Here is a 16,703-nt window from a genome sequence, read left to right on the forward strand (position 1 = left end):
ACAGGCTCAGGGACCCAGTGGGGCCCAATCCGGCCGGCGTGCTATTTGTTGACGGCGAAGCCCTGCGAGTCGCCGTACTCGACCAGCGCGTCCTGCCAGGCCGTCAGGCCCTCGTTCAGGTCCGAGCTGTTCTGGTACGACTGGCCCACGGTGTCGCCGAAGATGCTGTTCGCGTACACCTGGTAGGGGAGGTAGCTCCAGCCCTCGACCACGTCATCGGCCGCTCCGGCCAGCACCTCGTTGATCTTCTGTCCGCCGAAGTACTCCGGCGCGTCGGCGAGGAACTCCTCGCTCGACAGCTCGGCGGTCGTCGACGGGAAGCCGCCGGACTCGAGGAAGATCGAGATGCTCTCCTCGGAGTTGTTCAGCCACCACAGGAAGCCCGCAGCGAGTTCCGGGTTCTTGCTCTGCGTGGTCACGGCCTGACCGCCGCCGCCGTTCTCCGCGCTCGCGGGCGAGCCGTCATAGGTCGGCATCGGCGCGACGCGCCAGTCGCCGGCACCGTCGGGGGCGCCCGAGATGAGGTTGCCGGGCATCCAGGCGCCGATCACGAGGGTGGCGAGGCTGCCGTCGCCGAGGGCACGGAACCACTCGTCGCTCCAGCTGGAGTACGGCGCGACCAGATCCTCCTCGACGAGGCGGTTCCAGTTCTCGGTCCACTTCTTCGTGCCGGCATCCTCGAGGTCGAGGGTGACGTCGGTGCCCGAGGTCTCGAACGGCTTGCCGCCGGCCTGCCAGATCATCGAGGTCGCGAAGCCGGCGTCGCCGGTGTCGTTGGTGATGTACGCGTCGGGGTTCGCCGCGTTGATCGTCTTGGCGGCCTCGTAGTACTCGTCCCAGGTCGTGGGCACGGCGACGCCCGCCGCGTCGAACACGGTCTTGTTGTAGAACAGCGCCATGGGTCCCGAGTCCTGCGGCAGACCGTAGATCGCGTCACCGTCGGTGACCGAGTTCCAGGTCGACGCGGTGTAGTCGTCCTCGAAGTCGGCGAAGCCGTACTGCGAGAGATCGACGAACGCGTCGGTCAGGGCGAACTGGGGGAGTGCGTAGTACTCGACCTGCACCACGTCGGGAGCGCCGGAGCCCGCCTTGATGGCGTTCTGCAACTTGGTGTACTCCTCGTTGTTGGTGCCGGCGTTGACGAGGTTGACCTTCACATTCGGGTATTCCTTCTGGAACGCCTCGACCTGCGCCTCGGCGGAGGGGGTCCACGACCAGTACGTGATCTCGCCGCCCTTCTCGAGAGCGGCCTCGACGGAGTCGAACGATCCGGTGCCCGAGCCGCCACCGGATCCGCTGCCGCCGGCGCTGCATCCGGCCAGCGCCAGCGCTGCCACGGTGCCCGCGGCGAGCACCGTGAGGGTGCGCCGCGAGAAGGAGGGAAGGTGCTTCATTGCTGTGTCCTTTCGGGAGGTGCGGTCCGACGTCGGGCCGCGGTGGTGATGCAGGGGATGCAGGGAGCTACTGCTTGACGCTTCCCGCGGTGAGACCTGACTGCCAGAACCGCTGCAGCAGCAGGAAGGCGATGACGATCGGGATGATCGTGAGGAGGGAGCCCATGATGACGAGGTTGTAGATGGGCTGTGATCCGGCGCCGATGGCCTGCGCACTCCACTGGTTGAGGCCCACGGTCAGCGGGTACCAGGCGGGGTCGGAGAGCATGATCAACGGCAGGAAGTAGTTGTTCCAGGTCGCGACGACCGTGAACAGCGCCACCGTGACGATGCCGGGAGCGAGCAGCCGCATCGAGATGGTGAAGAACGTGCGGAACTCGCCGGCGCCGTCGATGCGCGCGGCCTCCAGCAGCTCGGTCGGCACCGATTCGGTCGCGAACACCCAGATCAGATACAGCCCGAACGGGCTGATCAGCGACGGGATGATGACCGCCCACGGAGTGTTGGTGAGTCCGAGCTCGCTGAAGAGCAGGAAGGTCGGGACGGCGAGTGCCGTTCCCGGCACGGCGACCGCGCCGAGCACGACGGCGAAGACCGCCCGACGGCCGGGGAATTTGTACTTCGCGAGTCCGTAGCCCGCCATCGTCGCGAGCAGCGTCGCACCGCCGGCGCCCACCACGACGTAGAGGAGTGTGTTGCCGAGCCACCGCAGGAAGATGCCGTCGCGATAGGCGAACGTGGCGACGAGGTTGTCGAAGCACGCGAAGTCGTCGGCGAACCAGAGGCCGAACGAGCTGAAGAGCCCCGACTGGGTCTTGGTCGAGCTGAACAGCAGCCAGACGAGCGGCACGAGTGTGTACAGGGCGTAGACGACCATGACGATCAGCAACGTGTTCGACTTCCGCGGATTCATCAGGTCGTGACGCTTGCGGGAAGCGCGGGCGAGGGGGAGTGCCATGTCAGCGCACCTCAGACTTCGAGCCGCGCAGCTGCACGACGTAGGCGATGACCGCGGTGATGACGCCCATGATGATGGCGATGGTCGCGGCGTAGTTGAACTGCTGGCCCGCGAACGACAGGTTGTACGCGTACATGTTCGGGGTGAAGAACGTGGTGATCACGTTGGGTGCCAGCGGGCGGAGGATGTTCGGCTCGTTGAAGAGCTGGAAGCTGCCGATGATCGAGAAGATCGTGGCGATCACGAGCGCTCCGCGGACGGAGGGGATCTTGATCGAGAAGATCGTGCGCCACGCGCCCGCACCGTCGAGCGACGCCGCCTCGTACATGTCGGTGGGGATGGTCTTGAGTGACGAGTAGAAGATCAGCATGTTGTAGCCGACGAACTCCCACGTCACGATGTTGCCGATCGAGACCAGCATCCATTCCTTCGCGAACGGCGTGATGGCGTCGATGCCGAGGAAGTCGTTGACGTTGCTGGCGAGACCGAACTGGTCGCCGTAGATGTAGCCCCACATGAGCACCGCGACCACGGCGGGAACGGCGTACGGCAGGAAGATGATGATGCGGAAGAAGGATGCTCCGCGCAGCCGTGCGCTGTCGAGGGCGAGTGCCGCGCCGAGCGCGAGCACGAGCATGATCGGCACCTGCACCACCAGGAAGACCACGACGCGGCCGAACGCCTCCCAGAACTGCGGATCGCTCAGCGCGCGGGCGTAGTTGTCCAGCCCCACGAATGCGGTGCCGCCGATGAGCCTCTCCTGGAAGAAGCTCAGGTAGAGCGCGTAGGCGAGCGGTGTCAGGAACACCAGGGCGAACACGACCATGAACGGGCCGACGAAGGCCCATCCCTTCCAGTCGCGCTTGTCGCGGCGTCGGATGCCGGGGGCACCGAGAGCTGCGGAGTAATCAGTCGTCATCGACGAGACCTTCTTCGGGTGGGAGCGCTCGGGGCGCCATGTGTCAACGTCAACATATGCGATGCGCTGCTAGTGTGTCAACGTCAACATATGAATGGATGGGTGATCGTGTCGTCCGAACCTCTGGCAGAGCCCACGCAGCGTCGCCGCGAGCCCTCGATGGAGGACGTGGCGCGCGAAGCGGGTGTCTCCGGCCAGACCGTCTCCCGCGTCGTGAACGCCCGCGGCTACGTCGGCGCCGCGACGCGCGAACGCGTGGAAACTGCGATGCAGAGCCTCGGCTACCGGCCGAACAGTGCCGCCCGCGCCCTGCGATCCGGGCGGTTCCGCACCATCGGCGTCGTGATGTTCTCGTTCAGCTCCTATGGAAACCAGCGCACGCTCGACGCGATCGCCGTGCGTGCGGCGCAGCTCGGCTACGCCCTCACGCTCATCCCGGTCGAGTCCAGCGCGGGGGAGACCGTCGCGGGAGCCTTCCGCCGGCTCGAGGAGCACGCGGTCGACGGCATCATCATCGTGATCGAGGCTCACCAGCTCGATGAGGCCGACATCGAGATCCCGCAGGCGCTTCCGGTCGTGTTCGTCGATTCCAACCGCGGCGACCTGCATCCGTTCGTCGACACGGATCAGGCGCAGGGAGCACGGCTCGCGACCGAGCACCTGCTCGACCTCGGCCACGCCACGGTCTGGCATGTCGCCGGCCCGGCGAAGTCGTACTCCGCCGAGCGGCGACGTGAGGCCTGGCGGGCGACGCTCGACGGGCGCGGGTTGACGATCCCCGAGGTGCTGCAGGGGGACTGGTCAGCCGAGTCGGGCTATGGGGCAGGTCTCCGGCTGCGTGAGATCGACGACGTCACCGCGGTGTTCGCGGCGAACGACCAGATGGCGATCGGGGTGCTGCGCGCGTTCCGCGAGGCGGGCCGCGAGGTGCCGGAGGACGTCAGCATCGTCGGCTTCGACGGACTGCCGGATGCCGCGCAGCTCTGGCCTCCGCTGACCACGGTGCAGCAGCATCCGGAGCGGGTCGGTGCCCTCGCGGTCGATGCGCTGCTCGGCGAGCTCGACGGAGCCGAGCGCGTGCACACGCCCCTCGTCGGCACCGAGCTCGTCGTGCGGGAGAGCACCGCACCCCCGCGGGCGCGCTGACGCCGGATTCCGCGGCTCACGCGGCGAGCCGCGGCTCAGGAAGCCGGCGTTTCGGAGGAGATCTGCACTCCGGAGGGCCGGATACGCCGAGAGCACCCTCCGCGATGCGGATGTCCTCCGCAATGATGCGGGACGCGGGATGCCGGACGGGGGACGCCGGATTCCGCGGCTCAGCGCCAGAGGAGTGCGATCGCCGCGTTCGTGACCGTCAGGATGCCGATGAGCCAGAACACCGCGGAGGGCACGGCCTGCCCGCGCTTCTGACGGGCGCTGCCGATGCCCAGCATCGCGCCGATGATCAGCAGGACGACGAGCTTGGTGCCGATCTTCGCGTAGTTCAGCGGACCGTCGATGCCCCACGGAGCCGCCAGCGCGAGGCCCGCGACTCCGGCGATCAGCAGGCCGTAGTCCATGATGCGGGTGATCTTGCGCTCGCCGCCGAAGGCCTGCACCGCCCACGATCCGAACAGCACGGCGAAGCCGATGAGGTGGACGAGCACGACGATCAGGCGCAGGGTCTCCATGCGGTCACGCTATCCACCTCGGCCGATATACCGCCAGCAAGGCGGTCCTCACCTCGCGTGCCGGCCGCGTCGGCACAGATGTCGTACCGAAGAACGGATGTAGGACGAAATCGGTGACTTCTCCCTGCATCCGTGAATTCTCCCGGCAACTGTGCCGTCCCGGCGCGTGCGAGGCCGTGCTCAGCCGCGCAGCTCCCGTGTCAGGAGCGCGGTGCGCAGCGCGGCATCCGCAGCCTCGGCACCCTTGTCCTCCTTCGAGCCCTCGAGACCGGCGCGGTCGAGGCCCTGCTTCTCGTCGTCGAGGGTCAGCACGCCGAAGCCGACCGGCTTGCCGGCATCCAGCGCGACGCGCGTGAGGCCGTCGGTCGTCGCTGCCGCCACGTACTCGAAGTGCGGAGTGCCGCCGCGGATGATGACGCCGAGGGCGACCACGGCATCCGCTCCACCCGCGAACGCGGCCTGCGCCGCGAGCGCCAGCTCGAATGAACCCGGAACGCGCACCACGCGGTGGGTGGCCCCGGCGTCGTTCAGCACGCGCTCAGCGCCCGCGATCAATCCGTTCGAGATGACCTCATGCCAGGTGCCGGCGATGACGACGACGTTCAGGCCGCTGCCGTCGATCTTCTCGGTCTTCGGTGCTCCTGCGCCGCTCATTTCGCGTCCTCTCCATGGGCGAGGGCCTCTGCGAGCTCCTCCGCACCGATGATGTGACCCATCCGGTCACGCTTGGTCTCCAGGTACTGGTGATTGTTCGGGCCGACGCCGACGATCAGCGGCACCTGCTCGATGATGTCGAGGCCGAGTTCGCGCAGCTGGTTGACCTTGTCGGTGTTGTTGGTCAGCAGGCGCACCTTCGAGATGCCGAGATCGCTCAGGATGCCGGCCGCCGCGGCGTATTCGCGGGCATCGGCGGGGAGGCCGAGCGCGAGGTTCGCGTCGACCGTGTCGAGGCCCTCCTCCTGCAACGCGTACGCGCGGAGCTTGTTGATGAGGCCGATCCCGCGTCCTTCGTGGCCGCGCATGTAGACGACGACGCCGCCCTCCTGCTCGATCGCGTCGAGCGCCGCGTCGAGCTGGGGCCCGCACTCGCACTTGAGCGAGCCGAACGCCTCGCCGGTCAGGCACTCGGAGTGCACCCGCACGAGCGCCGTGTCGGTGAGCTCGCCCGAGACGACCGCGAGGTGATCGGTGCCGGTGACGCGGTCCTTGTATGCGAGGAAGCGGAAGACGCCGTGCGTGGTCGGCACGGTGGCGTCGGCGCGCAGACTCACGCGGCGTCCGCGAACCGCCTTCGGCGTCGACCCCTCCGGATCGATCTCGTTGAGGTGCGCGATCAACTGCTCGATCGTGATCACCGGGACGCCGTCGCGGGCGCCCAGCTCCATGAGTCCGGGCAGTCGCATCATGCTGCCGTCCTCGGCCACGACCTCGGCGATGCCGCCGACGGGCTGGAGCCCGGCGAGCTTCATCAGCTCGACCGCCGCCTCGGTGTGGCCGCTGCGCTCGCGCACGCCGCCGTCGACGGCGCGGAGGGGCAGCACGTGCCCCGGACGGATGATGCTCGTCGCGGTGGACGAGGGATTCGCCAGCACGTTGAGCGTGTGGGCGCGGTCGTGCGCGCTGATGCCCGTGGTCACTCCCTCGGCGGCGTCGACGCTCACCGTGTAGGCCGTCGAACGCGCATCCTCGCTGGCCGCGACCATCGGCGGCAGGTTGAGGCTGTCGGCGAGGTCGGCGGGCATCGGGGCGCAGATGAAGCCCGACGACCAGCGCACGGTCCACGCGACCCATTCCGGGGTGGCGAGCTCGGCCGAGATGATGACGTCGCCCTCGTTCTCGCGGTTCTCGTCGTCGGCGACGAGGACCGGTCGTCCGGCGCGCAGCGCCTCGAGGGCTTCGGGGATGGTGGAAAGGCTCATCGCGAGCCTCCTTCCGGTGCTGCGTCGGTGGTCGCTCTGAATGCGAGCAGGCGCTCGACGTGACGGGCGAGGATGTCGGTCTCGAGGTTCACGCGGTCGCCGACCGCGCGAGTGCCGAGGGTGGTCGCGGCCAGGGTCTCCGGGATCAGCGAGATCTCGAACCAGTGCCCCGGTTCGGTCCCTGAGCCTCGCTGGGTCCCTGAGCCTGTCGAAGGGGCGCTGACCGCACTCACGGTGAGCGAGGTGCCGTCGACCGAGATCGAGCCCTTGTCGACGACGAGCGGTGCGAGGTCGGCCGGAAGGCTCACGCGCAGCACGCTCCACTGGGCGCCGGGTCGCACCTCGAGCACCTCGCCGACACCGTCGACGTGACCCTGGACGATGTGTCCGCCCAGGCGTGCGCCGACGGGCATGGCCTTCTCGATGTTGACCCGCGTGCCGACGCTCGCTCCGCCGATCGCGGCGACGTCGAGCGTCTGCTTCATCACGTCGGTGTCGAACGTGTCGGCGGTCGAACCGACCACCGTGAGGCACACGCCGGAGACGGCGATCGACTCGCCGTGCACGGCATCCGACGCGGCCTTCGGCGCGCGCACGGTCAGGCGCCAGCCGTCGCCGGACGGCGCGATGGCGGTGATCTCGCCGATCTCCTCGATGATTCCGGTGAACATCAGGCGGCTCCTTCGTTCTGAGGGCGGTCGTCGATCACGGGGTGTGCGATCGCGAGCAGGTCGGGTCCGAGCGGCACCCATTCGTCCACGGCGAGGCGTCGAGCCTCGCCGATCGATGCGACGCCGATGTCGGTCAGTGCGAGGCGGTCTCCGCCGAGCAGTACCGGGGCGATGTAGGCGAGCACCCGGTCGGCGAGCCCGGCCGCGATGAACGCGCTGGCGAGCGTCGGACCGCCCTCCACGAACAGGCGCTGGATGCCGCGGGCGTGCAGGTCGGCCGCGACCGCGGGCAGATCGTGGGTGTCGAAGAAGAGAGGAGCGTGCGGATGCCGGTGCACCGCGGCATCAGGGGGAGTCGGGCGGGCTCCGATGATCACCGGGACGGGCTGATCCGGGAACAGGGCATCGCCATCCCGAGCCGTGAGCGCCGGGTCATCCGCGAGCACGGTGCCTGTGCCGACGGCGATCGCGTCGGACGCTGCGCGACGGCGGTGCACATCGGCGCGTGCGGCGGGCCCGGTGATCCATTGACTCGAACCGTCGGCGGCGGCCGCGCGACCGTCGAGGCTCTGTGCCCATTTCACCGTGATGTGCGGGCGGCCGAGGCGCTGAGCGGTGAGCCACCCGTCGATCAGGGCGTGCGCGGCATCCGCCTGCTCCCCGGACTCGACGCTCACGCCGGCATCCTGCAGGCGCTCCGCCCCGCCGCCCGACGCGACGCCGGGATCGTCGAGTGCGTAGACCACCCGAGAGACGCCCGCCTCGATCAGGGCGACGGCGCAGGGACCGGTGCGTCCGGTGTGGTTGCAGGGTTCGAGCGTGACGACGGCGGTCGCGCCGTGCGCCGCACCGGGAGCGAGCTTCGACAGCGCGTCGACTTCGGCGTGGGGGGTGCCGGCGCCGTGGTGCCAGCCCTCGGCCAGGATCTCGCCGTCGGGGGAGAGGATGACGGCGCCGACCTGCGGGTTCACTCCGCGCGGGCCGCGGGCGGCGAGCTCGAGCGCGCGGCTCATCGCCTCGCGCTCCGTCCCGTTGACTGCCATCCGTCGTCCTCCTGTGAGGCTCCGGAGCTTCTCCTGATCGGAGAGGGAGACAGTAGGCGCGCGCACAGGCGTCGCCCCGTGCTGCCTCCCTTCCGGACTAGCGAGGTCTCCCTCACATCACCGTCGGTCCCGGAATTCCACCGGATCGGCATCCCGGAAGTACCGAGACGCTCGCGGACTGTCACCGCCGGTTCGGATTCTCACCGACCCCGGAGCACGTTCAATGCTCTGAGTGTACTCAACGCGTCTGCGGACATTTCATTCCGCGTCACGACGGGGGCGGCACACCGGTCATTTCAGCAGCCTCGACAGCCGCCGGTCGGCGAGGATCTTGCCGCCGGTCTGGCAGGTCGGGCAGTACTCCAGCGAGCGGTCGGCGAAGAACACGCTGCGCACCGTGTCGCCGCAGACCGGGCACGTCTCGCCCCGGCGCGCGTGAACCTGCATACCGCGGCGCTTGGCGTCCTTCAGGTCGGCGGGTGGCTTGCCGGATGCCTCGGCGACGGCATCCGTCAGCGTCTCCTGCATGGCCGCGAACAGCCGATCGATCTCGGCGTCGTCGAGCTTTCCGGCGATGGCGTACGGCGACATCTTCGCGGCGTGCAGGATCTCGTCGGAGTAGGCGTTGCCGATGCCTGCGATCACCGCCTGATCGCGCAAGAGTCCCTTGATCTGCATCCGCCGGTCTTCGAGGAGCGCGGCGAAGGTGTCACGGGTGAAGGCGGAGTCGAGCGGGTCGGGGCCGAGGCGGGCGATCCCCGGCACCTCCTGCACGTCGCGGACGACGTAGACCGCCAGCGACTTCTTGGTGCCGGCCTCCGTCAGGTCGAAGCCGCTGCCGTCGTCGAGCGCGATGCGCAGGGCGATCGGCGACTTGCCCGGCTTGATCAGCGTCGCGGGCAGCGCCTCGTACCAGCGCAGCCACCCGGCCTTGGCCAAGTGGAACACGAGGTGCAGGTCGTCGCCGCAGGACAGCACGATGAACTTGCCGAGGCGAGCGGATGCTGTGATCTCGGCACTCTGCAGCGCCGTGATAGGCGGGTCATACGTCTTCAGCGCGGCGATCGCCGACACGGTCGCACGTGTGATCGTGCGGCCGACCGTGCGCTCGCCGAGGAACGCAGTGAGCCCCTGGACCTCCGGCATCTCAGGCATGCTGTCATCCTGCCACCGGCATCCGACACTGTCACGTGTCGGCCCGGGCGCCGGTCAGAGCACGGGCCAATCGACCGGCGTGCGGTCGTCGCTCGGCAGGAGACCGGCGAACCAGCCGTCGTCGCGTCCCCGCGGACTCGTCAGCGCCTGACGCTGGAGGCCCTCGTACCGGAACCCGAGGGCCCGAGCGGTGCGGGCAGAGGGCACGTTTCCCGCGACTGCTCGCCACGTGATGCGGACCAGTCCGAGTTCGGCGAAGCCCCAGTCGATCACGGCGCGGGCCGCCTCGAGGATGTAGCCCTTGCCGCGGGCGGATGCCACGACCCAGAACCCGATCTCGGCGTGCCCGCCGGTGTGATGGTCCTCGATGTCGTGCAGCCCGATCATGCCGATGAGGCGGCCGTCGGCGAAGATCCCCCAGACGGTCTCCTTGCCGTCGGCCCACCATCCCTCGACGAGCCGCACGAAGTCCTCCGCGTCCGCGCGGGTGTACGGGCTCGGCACGGTCGTCCAGCGCGGGATCTCCGGATCCTGGCACGCCGCCTCGATCGCCTCGACGTCGGCCGAGGTCGGTGCACGCAGCACGAGCCGTTCCGTGATGAGCGCGACGGTTTCCATCCCGACAGCCTAACCAGCGCGCCGCCATGTCGGTGGGCGCGGCTAGTCTTGTCCGGTGACTGTTCCGGGGATTCTGCGCGCCTTGGAAGAGGCGTCTCTGTACCGTGACGCCCTCGGCTGGGCGCACACCGACGCCGACCTCGGAATGGTCGACGGACTCGATGCACCGGTGCTCGCCGGCCTGCTCCAGAAGCGCGCTGCTGCCGGCCACCCCGCGGCGCTGCTCGTCGTGGTACCCACCGGCCGTCGGGCGGAGAGCGTGGCCGCGGCGCTGGGCGCGTATCTGCCGGATGCCGACATCCTCCAGTTCCCGGCGTGGGAGACCCTGCCCCACGAGCGCCTGAGTCCCAGCCCCGACACGGTCGGCCAGCGACTGCAGACCCTCCGGCGGATCGCCGACTGGTCAGGCTCACATCCGCTCATCGTCGTCGCCTCCGTCCGCGCCGCCCTGCAGCCGATCGCGGGCAACCTCGGTGAGATCGCACCGCTCGAGCTCACGACCGGAAGCCGAGGCAACGAGCTCGACCACGTCGCGGAGCAGCTCGTGGAACGGGCGTACTCCCGCGTCGACATGGTGTCGCGCCGCGGAGAGTTCGCGGTGCGCGGCGGCATCCTCGATGTGTTCCCGCCGACCTCGGAGCATCCGTTCCGCGTCGAGTTCTTCGGCGACGAGATCGACCAGATCCGGGCGTTCTCGGTCGCAGACCAGCGTTCCCTGCCCGGCGATGTCGCCGGCGTCGACCTTCCGCCGAGCCGCGAGCTGCTGCTCACACCCGACGTCCGCGATCGCGCCCGCGCGCTGATCGGCGGCTTCCCGGCGATCTCCGGGATGCTGGAGAAGATGGCCGAGGGCATCCCGGTCGAGGGTATGGAGTCGCTGCTGCCGGCGGTCTCCGGACCCCTCAAGTCGCTCGCCGAGTACCTGCCGGAGGGCAGCGCCACCGCCGTCGTCGACCCGGAGCGCTCGACAGCGCGCGCGCTCACCCTCGGTGAGACCAACCGCGAGTTCCTCGACGCGGCGTGGAGCGCCGCGACCTCGGGAGCATCCGCCCCGATCGATCTCGGCGCCGGCGACTTCCGCACGATCGCGCAGCTGCGCGAGGTCGTGCGCGATCGCGGCGGCGTCTGGTGGCGGCTGAGCCCGTTCAGCATCGGCGACATGGATGCCGAGACCGTCGAGTCCGCCGTCATCCCCTCGTTCCACGGCAACGTCGACGGCGCGATCTCATTCGTCGACGCGAAGGTCGCCGACGGATGGCGCGTCGTGGTGATCGCGGCCGGTCATGGTCTCGTCGACCGTGCTCGTGATGTGCTCTCCGATCGTGGAGTCGCCGCCCGCATCGTCGAGCAGCTGGCCGAGGCTCCGGACACCGGCGTCGCGACCCTGGTCACCGGATCCGTCGAGTCGGGCTTCCAGGTGCCCGAGGCGAAGCTCGCCGTCCTCACCGACAACGAGTTCTACGGGCGCACGATCGGCGGCGACCAGCGCGTCGTCCGCAAGCTCGCCTCGCGGCGCAAGAACGTCGTCGACCCGCTGCAGCTCAAGCCCGGCGACTTCGTCGTGCACGCGACCCATGGCATCGGCCGCTTCGTCGAGATGACCAAGCGCGAGGTCTCGACCGGCGGACGCAACGCGACCAAGTCGACCCGCGACTACCTCGTCCTGGAGTACGCGCCCTCCAAGCGCGGCTACCCGGGCGACAAGCTCTTCGTGCCCACGGATCAGCTCGACTCGCTCTCGAAGTATGTGGGCGGCGAGGCTCCGACGCTCTCGAAGATGGGCGGCAGCGACTGGTCGCAGGCCAAGGGCAAGGCGCGCAAGGCCGTCCGCGACATCGCCGTCGAGCTCGTGAAGCTCTACTCCGCGCGGATGAGCGCGAAGGGCCACGCCTTCGGCCCTGACACGCCGTGGCAGCGCGAGCTGGAAGAGGCTTTCCCCTTCGCGGAGACGCCCGACCAGCTGCAGACGATCGACGAGATCAAGGCCGATATGGAACGGCCCATCCCGATGGACCGCCTGCTCTCGGGCGACGTCGGCTTCGGCAAGACCGAGGTCGCCGTGCGGGCGGCGTTCAAGGCCATTCAGGACGGCAAGCAGGTCGCGATGCTGGTGCCGACCACTCTGCTGGTCAAGCAGCACATGGAGACGTTCACCGAAAGGTTCGCAGGCTTCCCCGTGAAGGTCCGTGCGCTGTCCCGCTTCCAGAGTGACAAGGAAGTCAGGCTCACCCTCCAGGGGCTGCTCGAGGGCTCGGTCGACATGGTCATCGGCACCCACCGCATCCTGACGGAGGGGGTCCTGTTCAAGGATCTCGGCCTCATGATCATCGACGAGGAGCAGCGGTTCGGCGTCGAGCACAAGGACACCCTCAAGAAGATGAAGACGAACGTCGACATCCTCGCGATGAGCGCGACGCCCATCCCGCGCACGCTCGAGATGGCGGTCACCGGCATCCGCGAGATGTCGACGCTCGCGACGCCGCCGGAGGACCGGCATCCGATCCTGTCGTTCGTCGGCCCCCGAAGCGACAAGCAGATCGCGGCGGCGATCCGACGGGAGATCCTGCGCGAAGGCCAGGTGTTCTTCGTGCACAACCGGGTGCAGTCGATTCAGCGGGTCGCCGCTCAGCTCGCCGAGATCGTCCCGGAGGCGCGCATCGCGGTCGCCCACGGTCAGCTCGGGGAGCACCAGCTCGAGCAGGTGGTCGACGACTTCTGGGAGCGCAAGTTCGACGTGCTCGTGTCGACGACCATCATCGAGACCGGCCTCGACATCTCCAACGCGAACACCATCATCATCGACCGCGCCGACAAGTACGGCCTCAGCCAGCTGCACCAGCTGCGTGGTCGTGTGGGGCGCGGACGTGAGCGCGCCTACGCCTACTTCCTGTACGACGAGATGAAGCCGCTGTCCGAGACCGCCGCCGATCGACTGCAGACCATCGCGGTGAACAACGAGCTCGGCTCGGGCATGCAGGTGGCGCTGAAGGACCTCGAGCTGCGCGGCGCGGGCAACATGCTCGGCGCGGAGCAGGCCGGGCACATCGCGGGGGTCGGATTCGACCTGTACCTGCGCATGATCGGCGAGGCCGTGGCGACGTTCCGCGGGGACGAGGTCGAGACCGGGCAGGAGCTGCGACTGGAGCTGCCGCTCGACGCCCGAATTCCCGAGTACTACATCGACAGCGAGCGGCTGCGTCTCGAGGCATACCAGAAGCTCTCGGCGGCCTCGGCTGCGACGGCCAAGGACGACGCGATCGACCTGGTGATCGAAGAACTGGTCGACCGCTACGGCACGCCGCCCGAAGAGGTGGAGGGACTGCTGGCGATCTCGCGTCTGCGCCGCAGAGCCGCGCGGGCAGGTCTGACGGATGTCGTCGTGATGGGGTCGAACCTGCGCATCGCGCCGGCGCGCCTCGAGGACTCGATCAAGGTGCGGCTGCAGCGGCTCTACCCGAAGGCGAAGCTCGTGGCCGGGGGAGAGGCACTCGTGGTGCCGATGCCGACGGTCGCCGCGGCGGTGGGCGTCGGTCTCGAGCCCCTGCCCGACGCGCAGCTGCTCGAGTGGGTCGGGCAGCTGTTCACAGCGATCTTCCCGGAGCCGGTCAAGACGGAGTAGCCGTCGCGAGGTAGAGCAGATTGCCGTCGGGATCCCGAACCTGCGCGACCCGCTCGCCCCACGGCATGTCCTCCGGTGGGAGGACGGATGCCGCGCCGGCGGCGAGAGCGGAGCCGTAGGCGGCGTCGACGTCGTCGGAGTAGAACCAGACGGCGATCGCTTCTCCGCGGGGCACGTCCGCCTCGAATCCGATGCCGAGAGATCCACCGCCGACGGCGAGCGACACGTACACATCGATGCCGTCCTGGTCGTAGCAATATGTGAGTTCCGCGCCGAGCGCGGCCTCGTAGAAGCCACGGAGCCGGGGCAGGTCGGCCGTACGGAGGACGGGGAAGAGGCTGGTGACCGTCATGCCGGGAGAGTAGGTCGGCTCGGCGGCGTAGTCAACGACCGGCCCTGTTCACTTCGTCGGGAGAATGTGCGTTCGTCGGGAGGTGTCAGTGCGAATCGCCGGGACAACCGCACGCCGTCCCGACAAAGCGTCCACCGCCGGTCCCGCCGCGGGACTAGTCTGGCCGCATGTTGTACGAGCACCTCGGGGCTCGGCCCCGGATCCATGACACCGCCGTCATCGCTCCCACCGCCGTGATCTCCGGCGACGTGGAGATCGGTCCCGACTGCCAGGTGCTGCACGGCGCCGTGATCACCGCGGAGGGTGGACCGATCACCCTCGGCGAGAACGTGATCGTGATGGAGAACGCGCTGATCCGTGCCACCGCCGCGAACGCCGTGCACATCGGGGCGCACACCCTGGTCGGCACGCTGACGAGCATCGCCGGAGCGACCGTCGGCGAAGAGGTGTTCCTCGCGTCCGGAGCCCGCATCTTCAACGGCGCGCTGATCGGCGATCGCTGCGAGGTGCGGGTCAACGCCATCGTGCATCGCCGTGCCGTGCTGCCCGAAGGCACGGTGGTGCCGATCGGCTGGGTGGCCGTGGGCCATCCGATGCAACTGTTCTCACCCGACCGCGAGGCCGAGATCACGGCCGCGCAGCCCGAGCTCGACTTCCCCGGCCATGTCTTCGGCGTCGACCGCGACACCCCCGACCTGATGGTGCAGCTCACCGAGCGCTACGGCCGCTCGCTCGCACGGCACGCCCACGATCGCGAGGTTGCCCGGTAGCAGCATCCGCTCTCCCGCATCCGTCGTCGTCAGCGGAAGGTGGCGCGAAACGTCGCGTCGAGGCGGGGGAGCCGGCCATATGTGCCACCTGCCGAATCGGCGACGCTCCCGCCCGGCGCGGAGGTGTCACATATCGTCGCTTCGCCGCGTGGGTTGCGGCCAGATGCGCCACCTGCCGAGTCAGGCGTGCCGAGTCAGGCGTGCCGAGTCAGGCGCGACGCTCCCGACCTCGAGGGCATCCGCCTCAGATGACGCCCTGCGCGAGCATCGCCGCAGCCACGCGCTCGAACCCGGCGATGTTCGCACCGGCGACGTAGTCTCCCGGCCGGCCATGACGCTCGGCGGCGTCGAAGGCGGCACGGTGGATGTCGCCCATGATCTCGCGGAGCTTGTTCTCGCTGTCGTGGAACGTCCAGCGCTGGCGCGACGCGTTCTGGCTCATCTCGAGCGCCGACGTCGCGACGCCTCCCGCGTTGGCCGCCTTGCCCGGAGCGAACAACACCCTGGCGTTCTGGAACGCGTCGACCGCGGCCGGCACGCACGGCATGTTCGCGCCCTCGGACACCGCGCGCACGCCGTTCGCGATCAGAGCCTCGGCGTCGGCGAGGCTCACCTCGTTCTGCGTGGCGGAGGGCACCGCGATGTCGACCGGCACCTCCCACACGCTGCCGCCCTCGACGAAGCGCGCGCTCGGGCGGCGGTTCGCGTACTCGACGATGCGGGCACGCTCGACCTCCTTGAGCTGGCGGAGCAGGTCGACGTCGATGCCCGCGTCGTCGACGACGTAGCCGGAGGAGTCGGATGCCGTCACCGGGGTCGCGCCCAGCTGCGTGGCCTTCTGAATCGCGTAGATCGCGACGTTGCCCGAACCCGAGATGGCGACGCGCTTGCCCGCGAGGGAATCGTCGTGCACGGCGAGCATCTCCTGCGCGAAGAACACCGCGCCGTAGCCGGTCGCTTCGGTGCGCACCTCCGCGCCGCCCCAGCCGGTGCCCTTACCCGTGAACATGCCGGACTCGTGACGGTTGGTCACCTTCCGGTACTGGCCGAACAGGTAGCCGATCTCGCGTCCGCCCACGCCGATGTCGCCGGCGGGAACGTCGGTGTGTTCGCCGAGGTGCCGGTACAGCTCGTTCATGAACGACTGGCAGAAGCGCATGACCTCGGCATCCGACCGGCCGTGCGGGTCGAAGTCGGACCCGCCCTTGCCGCCGCCGATTCCCTGGCCCGTCAGCGCGTTCTTGAAGATCTGCTCGAACCCGAGGAACTTGATGATCGACAGGTTCACGGACGGGTGGAAGCGCAGTCCGCCCTTGTACGGGCCGAGCACCGAGGAGAACTGGATGCGGTAACCGCGGTTGACCTGCAGCCGGCTCGCGTCATCCACCCACGGCACCCGGAACAGGATCTGCCGCTCGGGCTCGACCAGCCGCTCGAGGATACCGCCGTCGACGTACTCCGGATGCCGCTCCAGCACCGGCGTGATCGAGTTCAGCACCTCGTGCACGGCCTGGTGGAACTCCGCCTCGTGCGGGCTCCGCGACAGCACCGTGTCGAAGACGGGCTGGACGGCCGGGGCGAGCGGGTGGAAGACGGTGGAAGGCGTAGTGGTCAC

Annotated in this window: 15 protein-coding genes and 1 riboswitch; of the genes, 3 read left to right on the top strand and 12 right to left on the bottom strand. The window is 69.0% G+C overall.

From position 1 onward, the window contains the following. Window positions 1-41: 41 nt before the first annotated feature. From RS85_RS12425 to RS85_RS12435, 3 genes are all read right to left on the bottom strand, one after another. The gene (locus RS85_RS12425) at window positions 42-1,394 is read right to left on the bottom strand and encodes an ABC transporter substrate-binding protein (RefSeq protein WP_046013784.1); all 1,353 of its coding nucleotides are present in this window, start codon (window positions 1,392-1,394) and stop codon (window positions 42-44) included. Window positions 1,395-1,461: 67 nt separating this feature from the next. Then, complete coding sequence (locus tag RS85_RS12430; RefSeq protein WP_046013964.1) at window positions 1,462-2,307, bottom strand: carbohydrate ABC transporter permease; 846 nt, start codon at window positions 2,305-2,307, stop codon at window positions 1,462-1,464. Between the two features lie 46 nt (window positions 2,308-2,353). Beyond that, window positions 2,354-3,271, bottom strand: a complete 918-nt coding sequence (locus tag RS85_RS12435) for a carbohydrate ABC transporter permease (protein ID WP_046013785.1) — start codon at window positions 3,269-3,271, stop codon at window positions 2,354-2,356. Window positions 3,272-3,430: 159 nt separating this feature from the next. Here RS85_RS12435 and RS85_RS12440 point away from each other — a divergent pair, with 159 nt between their 5' ends. Further along, window positions 3,431-4,417, top strand: coding sequence for a LacI family DNA-binding transcriptional regulator (locus RS85_RS12440; protein ID WP_082087626.1), 987 nt, complete (start codon window positions 3,431-3,433; stop codon window positions 4,415-4,417). Between the two features lie 170 nt (window positions 4,418-4,587). Here RS85_RS12440 and RS85_RS12445 read toward each other — a convergent pair whose 3' ends face one another. The 7 genes from RS85_RS12445 to RS85_RS12475 all read right to left on the bottom strand — a co-directional run bounded on the left by RS85_RS12445 (window position 4,588) and on the right by RS85_RS12475 (window position 10,347). After that, on the bottom strand, window positions 4,588-4,941 hold the full coding sequence (locus tag RS85_RS12445; protein ID WP_046013787.1) for a hypothetical protein: 354 nt from the start codon (window positions 4,939-4,941) through the stop codon (window positions 4,588-4,590). A 180-nt stretch (window positions 4,942-5,121) separates the two neighbouring features. After that, window positions 5,122-5,595 (bottom strand): 6,7-dimethyl-8-ribityllumazine synthase, encoded by a 474-nt coding sequence (ribH, locus tag RS85_RS12450; protein ID WP_046013788.1) that lies wholly within the window; start codon window positions 5,593-5,595, stop codon window positions 5,122-5,124. Then, entirely contained in the window at window positions 5,592-6,860 is a 1,269-nt protein-coding gene (locus tag RS85_RS12455; RefSeq protein ID WP_046013789.1) for a bifunctional 3,4-dihydroxy-2-butanone-4-phosphate synthase/GTP cyclohydrolase II, read from the bottom strand. Before RS85_RS12455 ends, ribH begins: the two co-directional genes overlap by 4 nt. Then, window positions 6,857-7,531 (bottom strand): riboflavin synthase, encoded by a 675-nt coding sequence (locus tag RS85_RS12460; RefSeq protein WP_046013790.1) that lies wholly within the window; start codon window positions 7,529-7,531, stop codon window positions 6,857-6,859. Before RS85_RS12460 ends, RS85_RS12455 begins: the two co-directional genes overlap by 4 nt. Then, window positions 7,531-8,574, bottom strand: coding sequence for a bifunctional diaminohydroxyphosphoribosylaminopyrimidine deaminase/5-amino-6-(5-phosphoribosylamino)uracil reductase RibD (gene ribD / locus RS85_RS12465; protein ID WP_046013791.1), 1,044 nt, complete (start codon window positions 8,572-8,574; stop codon window positions 7,531-7,533). Before ribD ends, RS85_RS12460 begins: the two co-directional genes overlap by 1 nt. Before the next feature lie 75 nt (window positions 8,575-8,649). Then, a riboswitch (FMN riboswitch) is annotated at window positions 8,650-8,795 on the bottom strand. Window positions 8,796-8,865: 70 nt separating this feature from the next. Then, the gene (locus RS85_RS12470) at window positions 8,866-9,729 is read right to left on the bottom strand and encodes an Fpg/Nei family DNA glycosylase (protein WP_046013792.1); all 864 of its coding nucleotides are present in this window, start codon (window positions 9,727-9,729) and stop codon (window positions 8,866-8,868) included. Window positions 9,730-9,783: 54 nt separating this feature from the next. Further along, window positions 9,784-10,347: a GNAT family N-acetyltransferase gene (locus tag RS85_RS12475; RefSeq protein WP_046013793.1), complete on the bottom strand. Its 564-nt coding sequence runs from the start codon at window positions 10,345-10,347 to the stop codon at window positions 9,784-9,786. A 55-nt stretch (window positions 10,348-10,402) separates the two neighbouring features. Between RS85_RS12475 and mfd the strand changes: the two genes are divergently transcribed. Then, window positions 10,403-13,966 carry a transcription-repair coupling factor gene (mfd, locus tag RS85_RS12480; protein WP_162836774.1) on the top strand — a complete coding sequence of 1,188 codons (3,564 nt, stop codon included), beginning with the start codon at window positions 10,403-10,405 and terminating at the stop codon, window positions 13,964-13,966. Here the strand turns inward: mfd and RS85_RS12485 are convergent. Further along, entirely contained in the window at window positions 13,953-14,318 is a 366-nt protein-coding gene (locus RS85_RS12485; protein ID WP_046013794.1) for a VOC family protein, read from the bottom strand. The genes mfd and RS85_RS12485 overlap by 14 nt on opposite strands. Before the next feature lie 167 nt (window positions 14,319-14,485). Here RS85_RS12485 and RS85_RS12490 point away from each other — a divergent pair, with 167 nt between their 5' ends. After that, window positions 14,486-15,088, top strand: a complete 603-nt coding sequence (locus tag RS85_RS12490; protein WP_046013795.1) for a gamma carbonic anhydrase family protein — start codon at window positions 14,486-14,488, stop codon at window positions 15,086-15,088. Window positions 15,089-15,332: 244 nt separating this feature from the next. On the opposite strand, the gene gdhA is transcribed toward RS85_RS12490, so the two are convergent. Then, window positions 15,333-16,703 (bottom strand): NADP-specific glutamate dehydrogenase, encoded by a 1,371-nt coding sequence (gene gdhA, locus RS85_RS12495; RefSeq protein ID WP_046013796.1) that lies wholly within the window; start codon window positions 16,701-16,703, stop codon window positions 15,333-15,335.

Source organism: Microbacterium sp. SA39, assembly GCF_000967865.1.
Taxonomy (GTDB): domain Bacteria; phylum Actinomycetota; class Actinomycetes; order Actinomycetales; family Microbacteriaceae; genus Microbacterium.

Coding starts and splice junctions, on each gene's coding strand:
- RS85_RS12425 (WP_046013784.1), bottom strand. CDS start 1,394: ATGAAGCACCTTCCCTCCTTCTCGCGGCGCACCCTCACGGTGCTCGCC.
- RS85_RS12430 (WP_046013964.1), bottom strand. CDS start 2,307: ATGAATCCGCGGAAGTCGAACACGTTGCTGATCGTCATGGTCGTCTAC.
- RS85_RS12435 (WP_046013785.1), bottom strand. CDS start 3,271: ATGACGACTGATTACTCCGCAGCTCTCGGTGCCCCCGGCATCCGACGC.
- RS85_RS12440 (WP_082087626.1), top strand. CDS start 3,431: ATGGAGGACGTGGCGCGCGAAGCGGGTGTCTCCGGCCAGACCGTCTCC.
- RS85_RS12445 (WP_046013787.1), bottom strand. CDS start 4,941: ATGGAGACCCTGCGCCTGATCGTCGTGCTCGTCCACCTCATCGGCTTC.
- ribH (WP_046013788.1), bottom strand. CDS start 5,595: ATGAGCGGCGCAGGAGCACCGAAGACCGAGAAGATCGACGGCAGCGGC.
- RS85_RS12455 (WP_046013789.1), bottom strand. CDS start 6,860: ATGAGCCTTTCCACCATCCCCGAAGCCCTCGAGGCGCTGCGCGCCGGA.
- RS85_RS12460 (WP_046013790.1), bottom strand. CDS start 7,531: ATGTTCACCGGAATCATCGAGGAGATCGGCGAGATCACCGCCATCGCG.
- ribD (WP_046013791.1), bottom strand. CDS start 8,574: ATGGCAGTCAACGGGACGGAGCGCGAGGCGATGAGCCGCGCGCTCGAG.
- RS85_RS12470 (WP_046013792.1), bottom strand. CDS start 9,729: ATGCCTGAGATGCCGGAGGTCCAGGGGCTCACTGCGTTCCTCGGCGAG.
- RS85_RS12475 (WP_046013793.1), bottom strand. CDS start 10,347: ATGGAAACCGTCGCGCTCATCACGGAACGGCTCGTGCTGCGTGCACCG.
- RS85_RS12485 (WP_046013794.1), bottom strand. CDS start 14,318: ATGACGGTCACCAGCCTCTTCCCCGTCCTCCGTACGGCCGACCTGCCC.
- RS85_RS12490 (WP_046013795.1), top strand. CDS start 14,486: ATGTTGTACGAGCACCTCGGGGCTCGGCCCCGGATCCATGACACCGCC.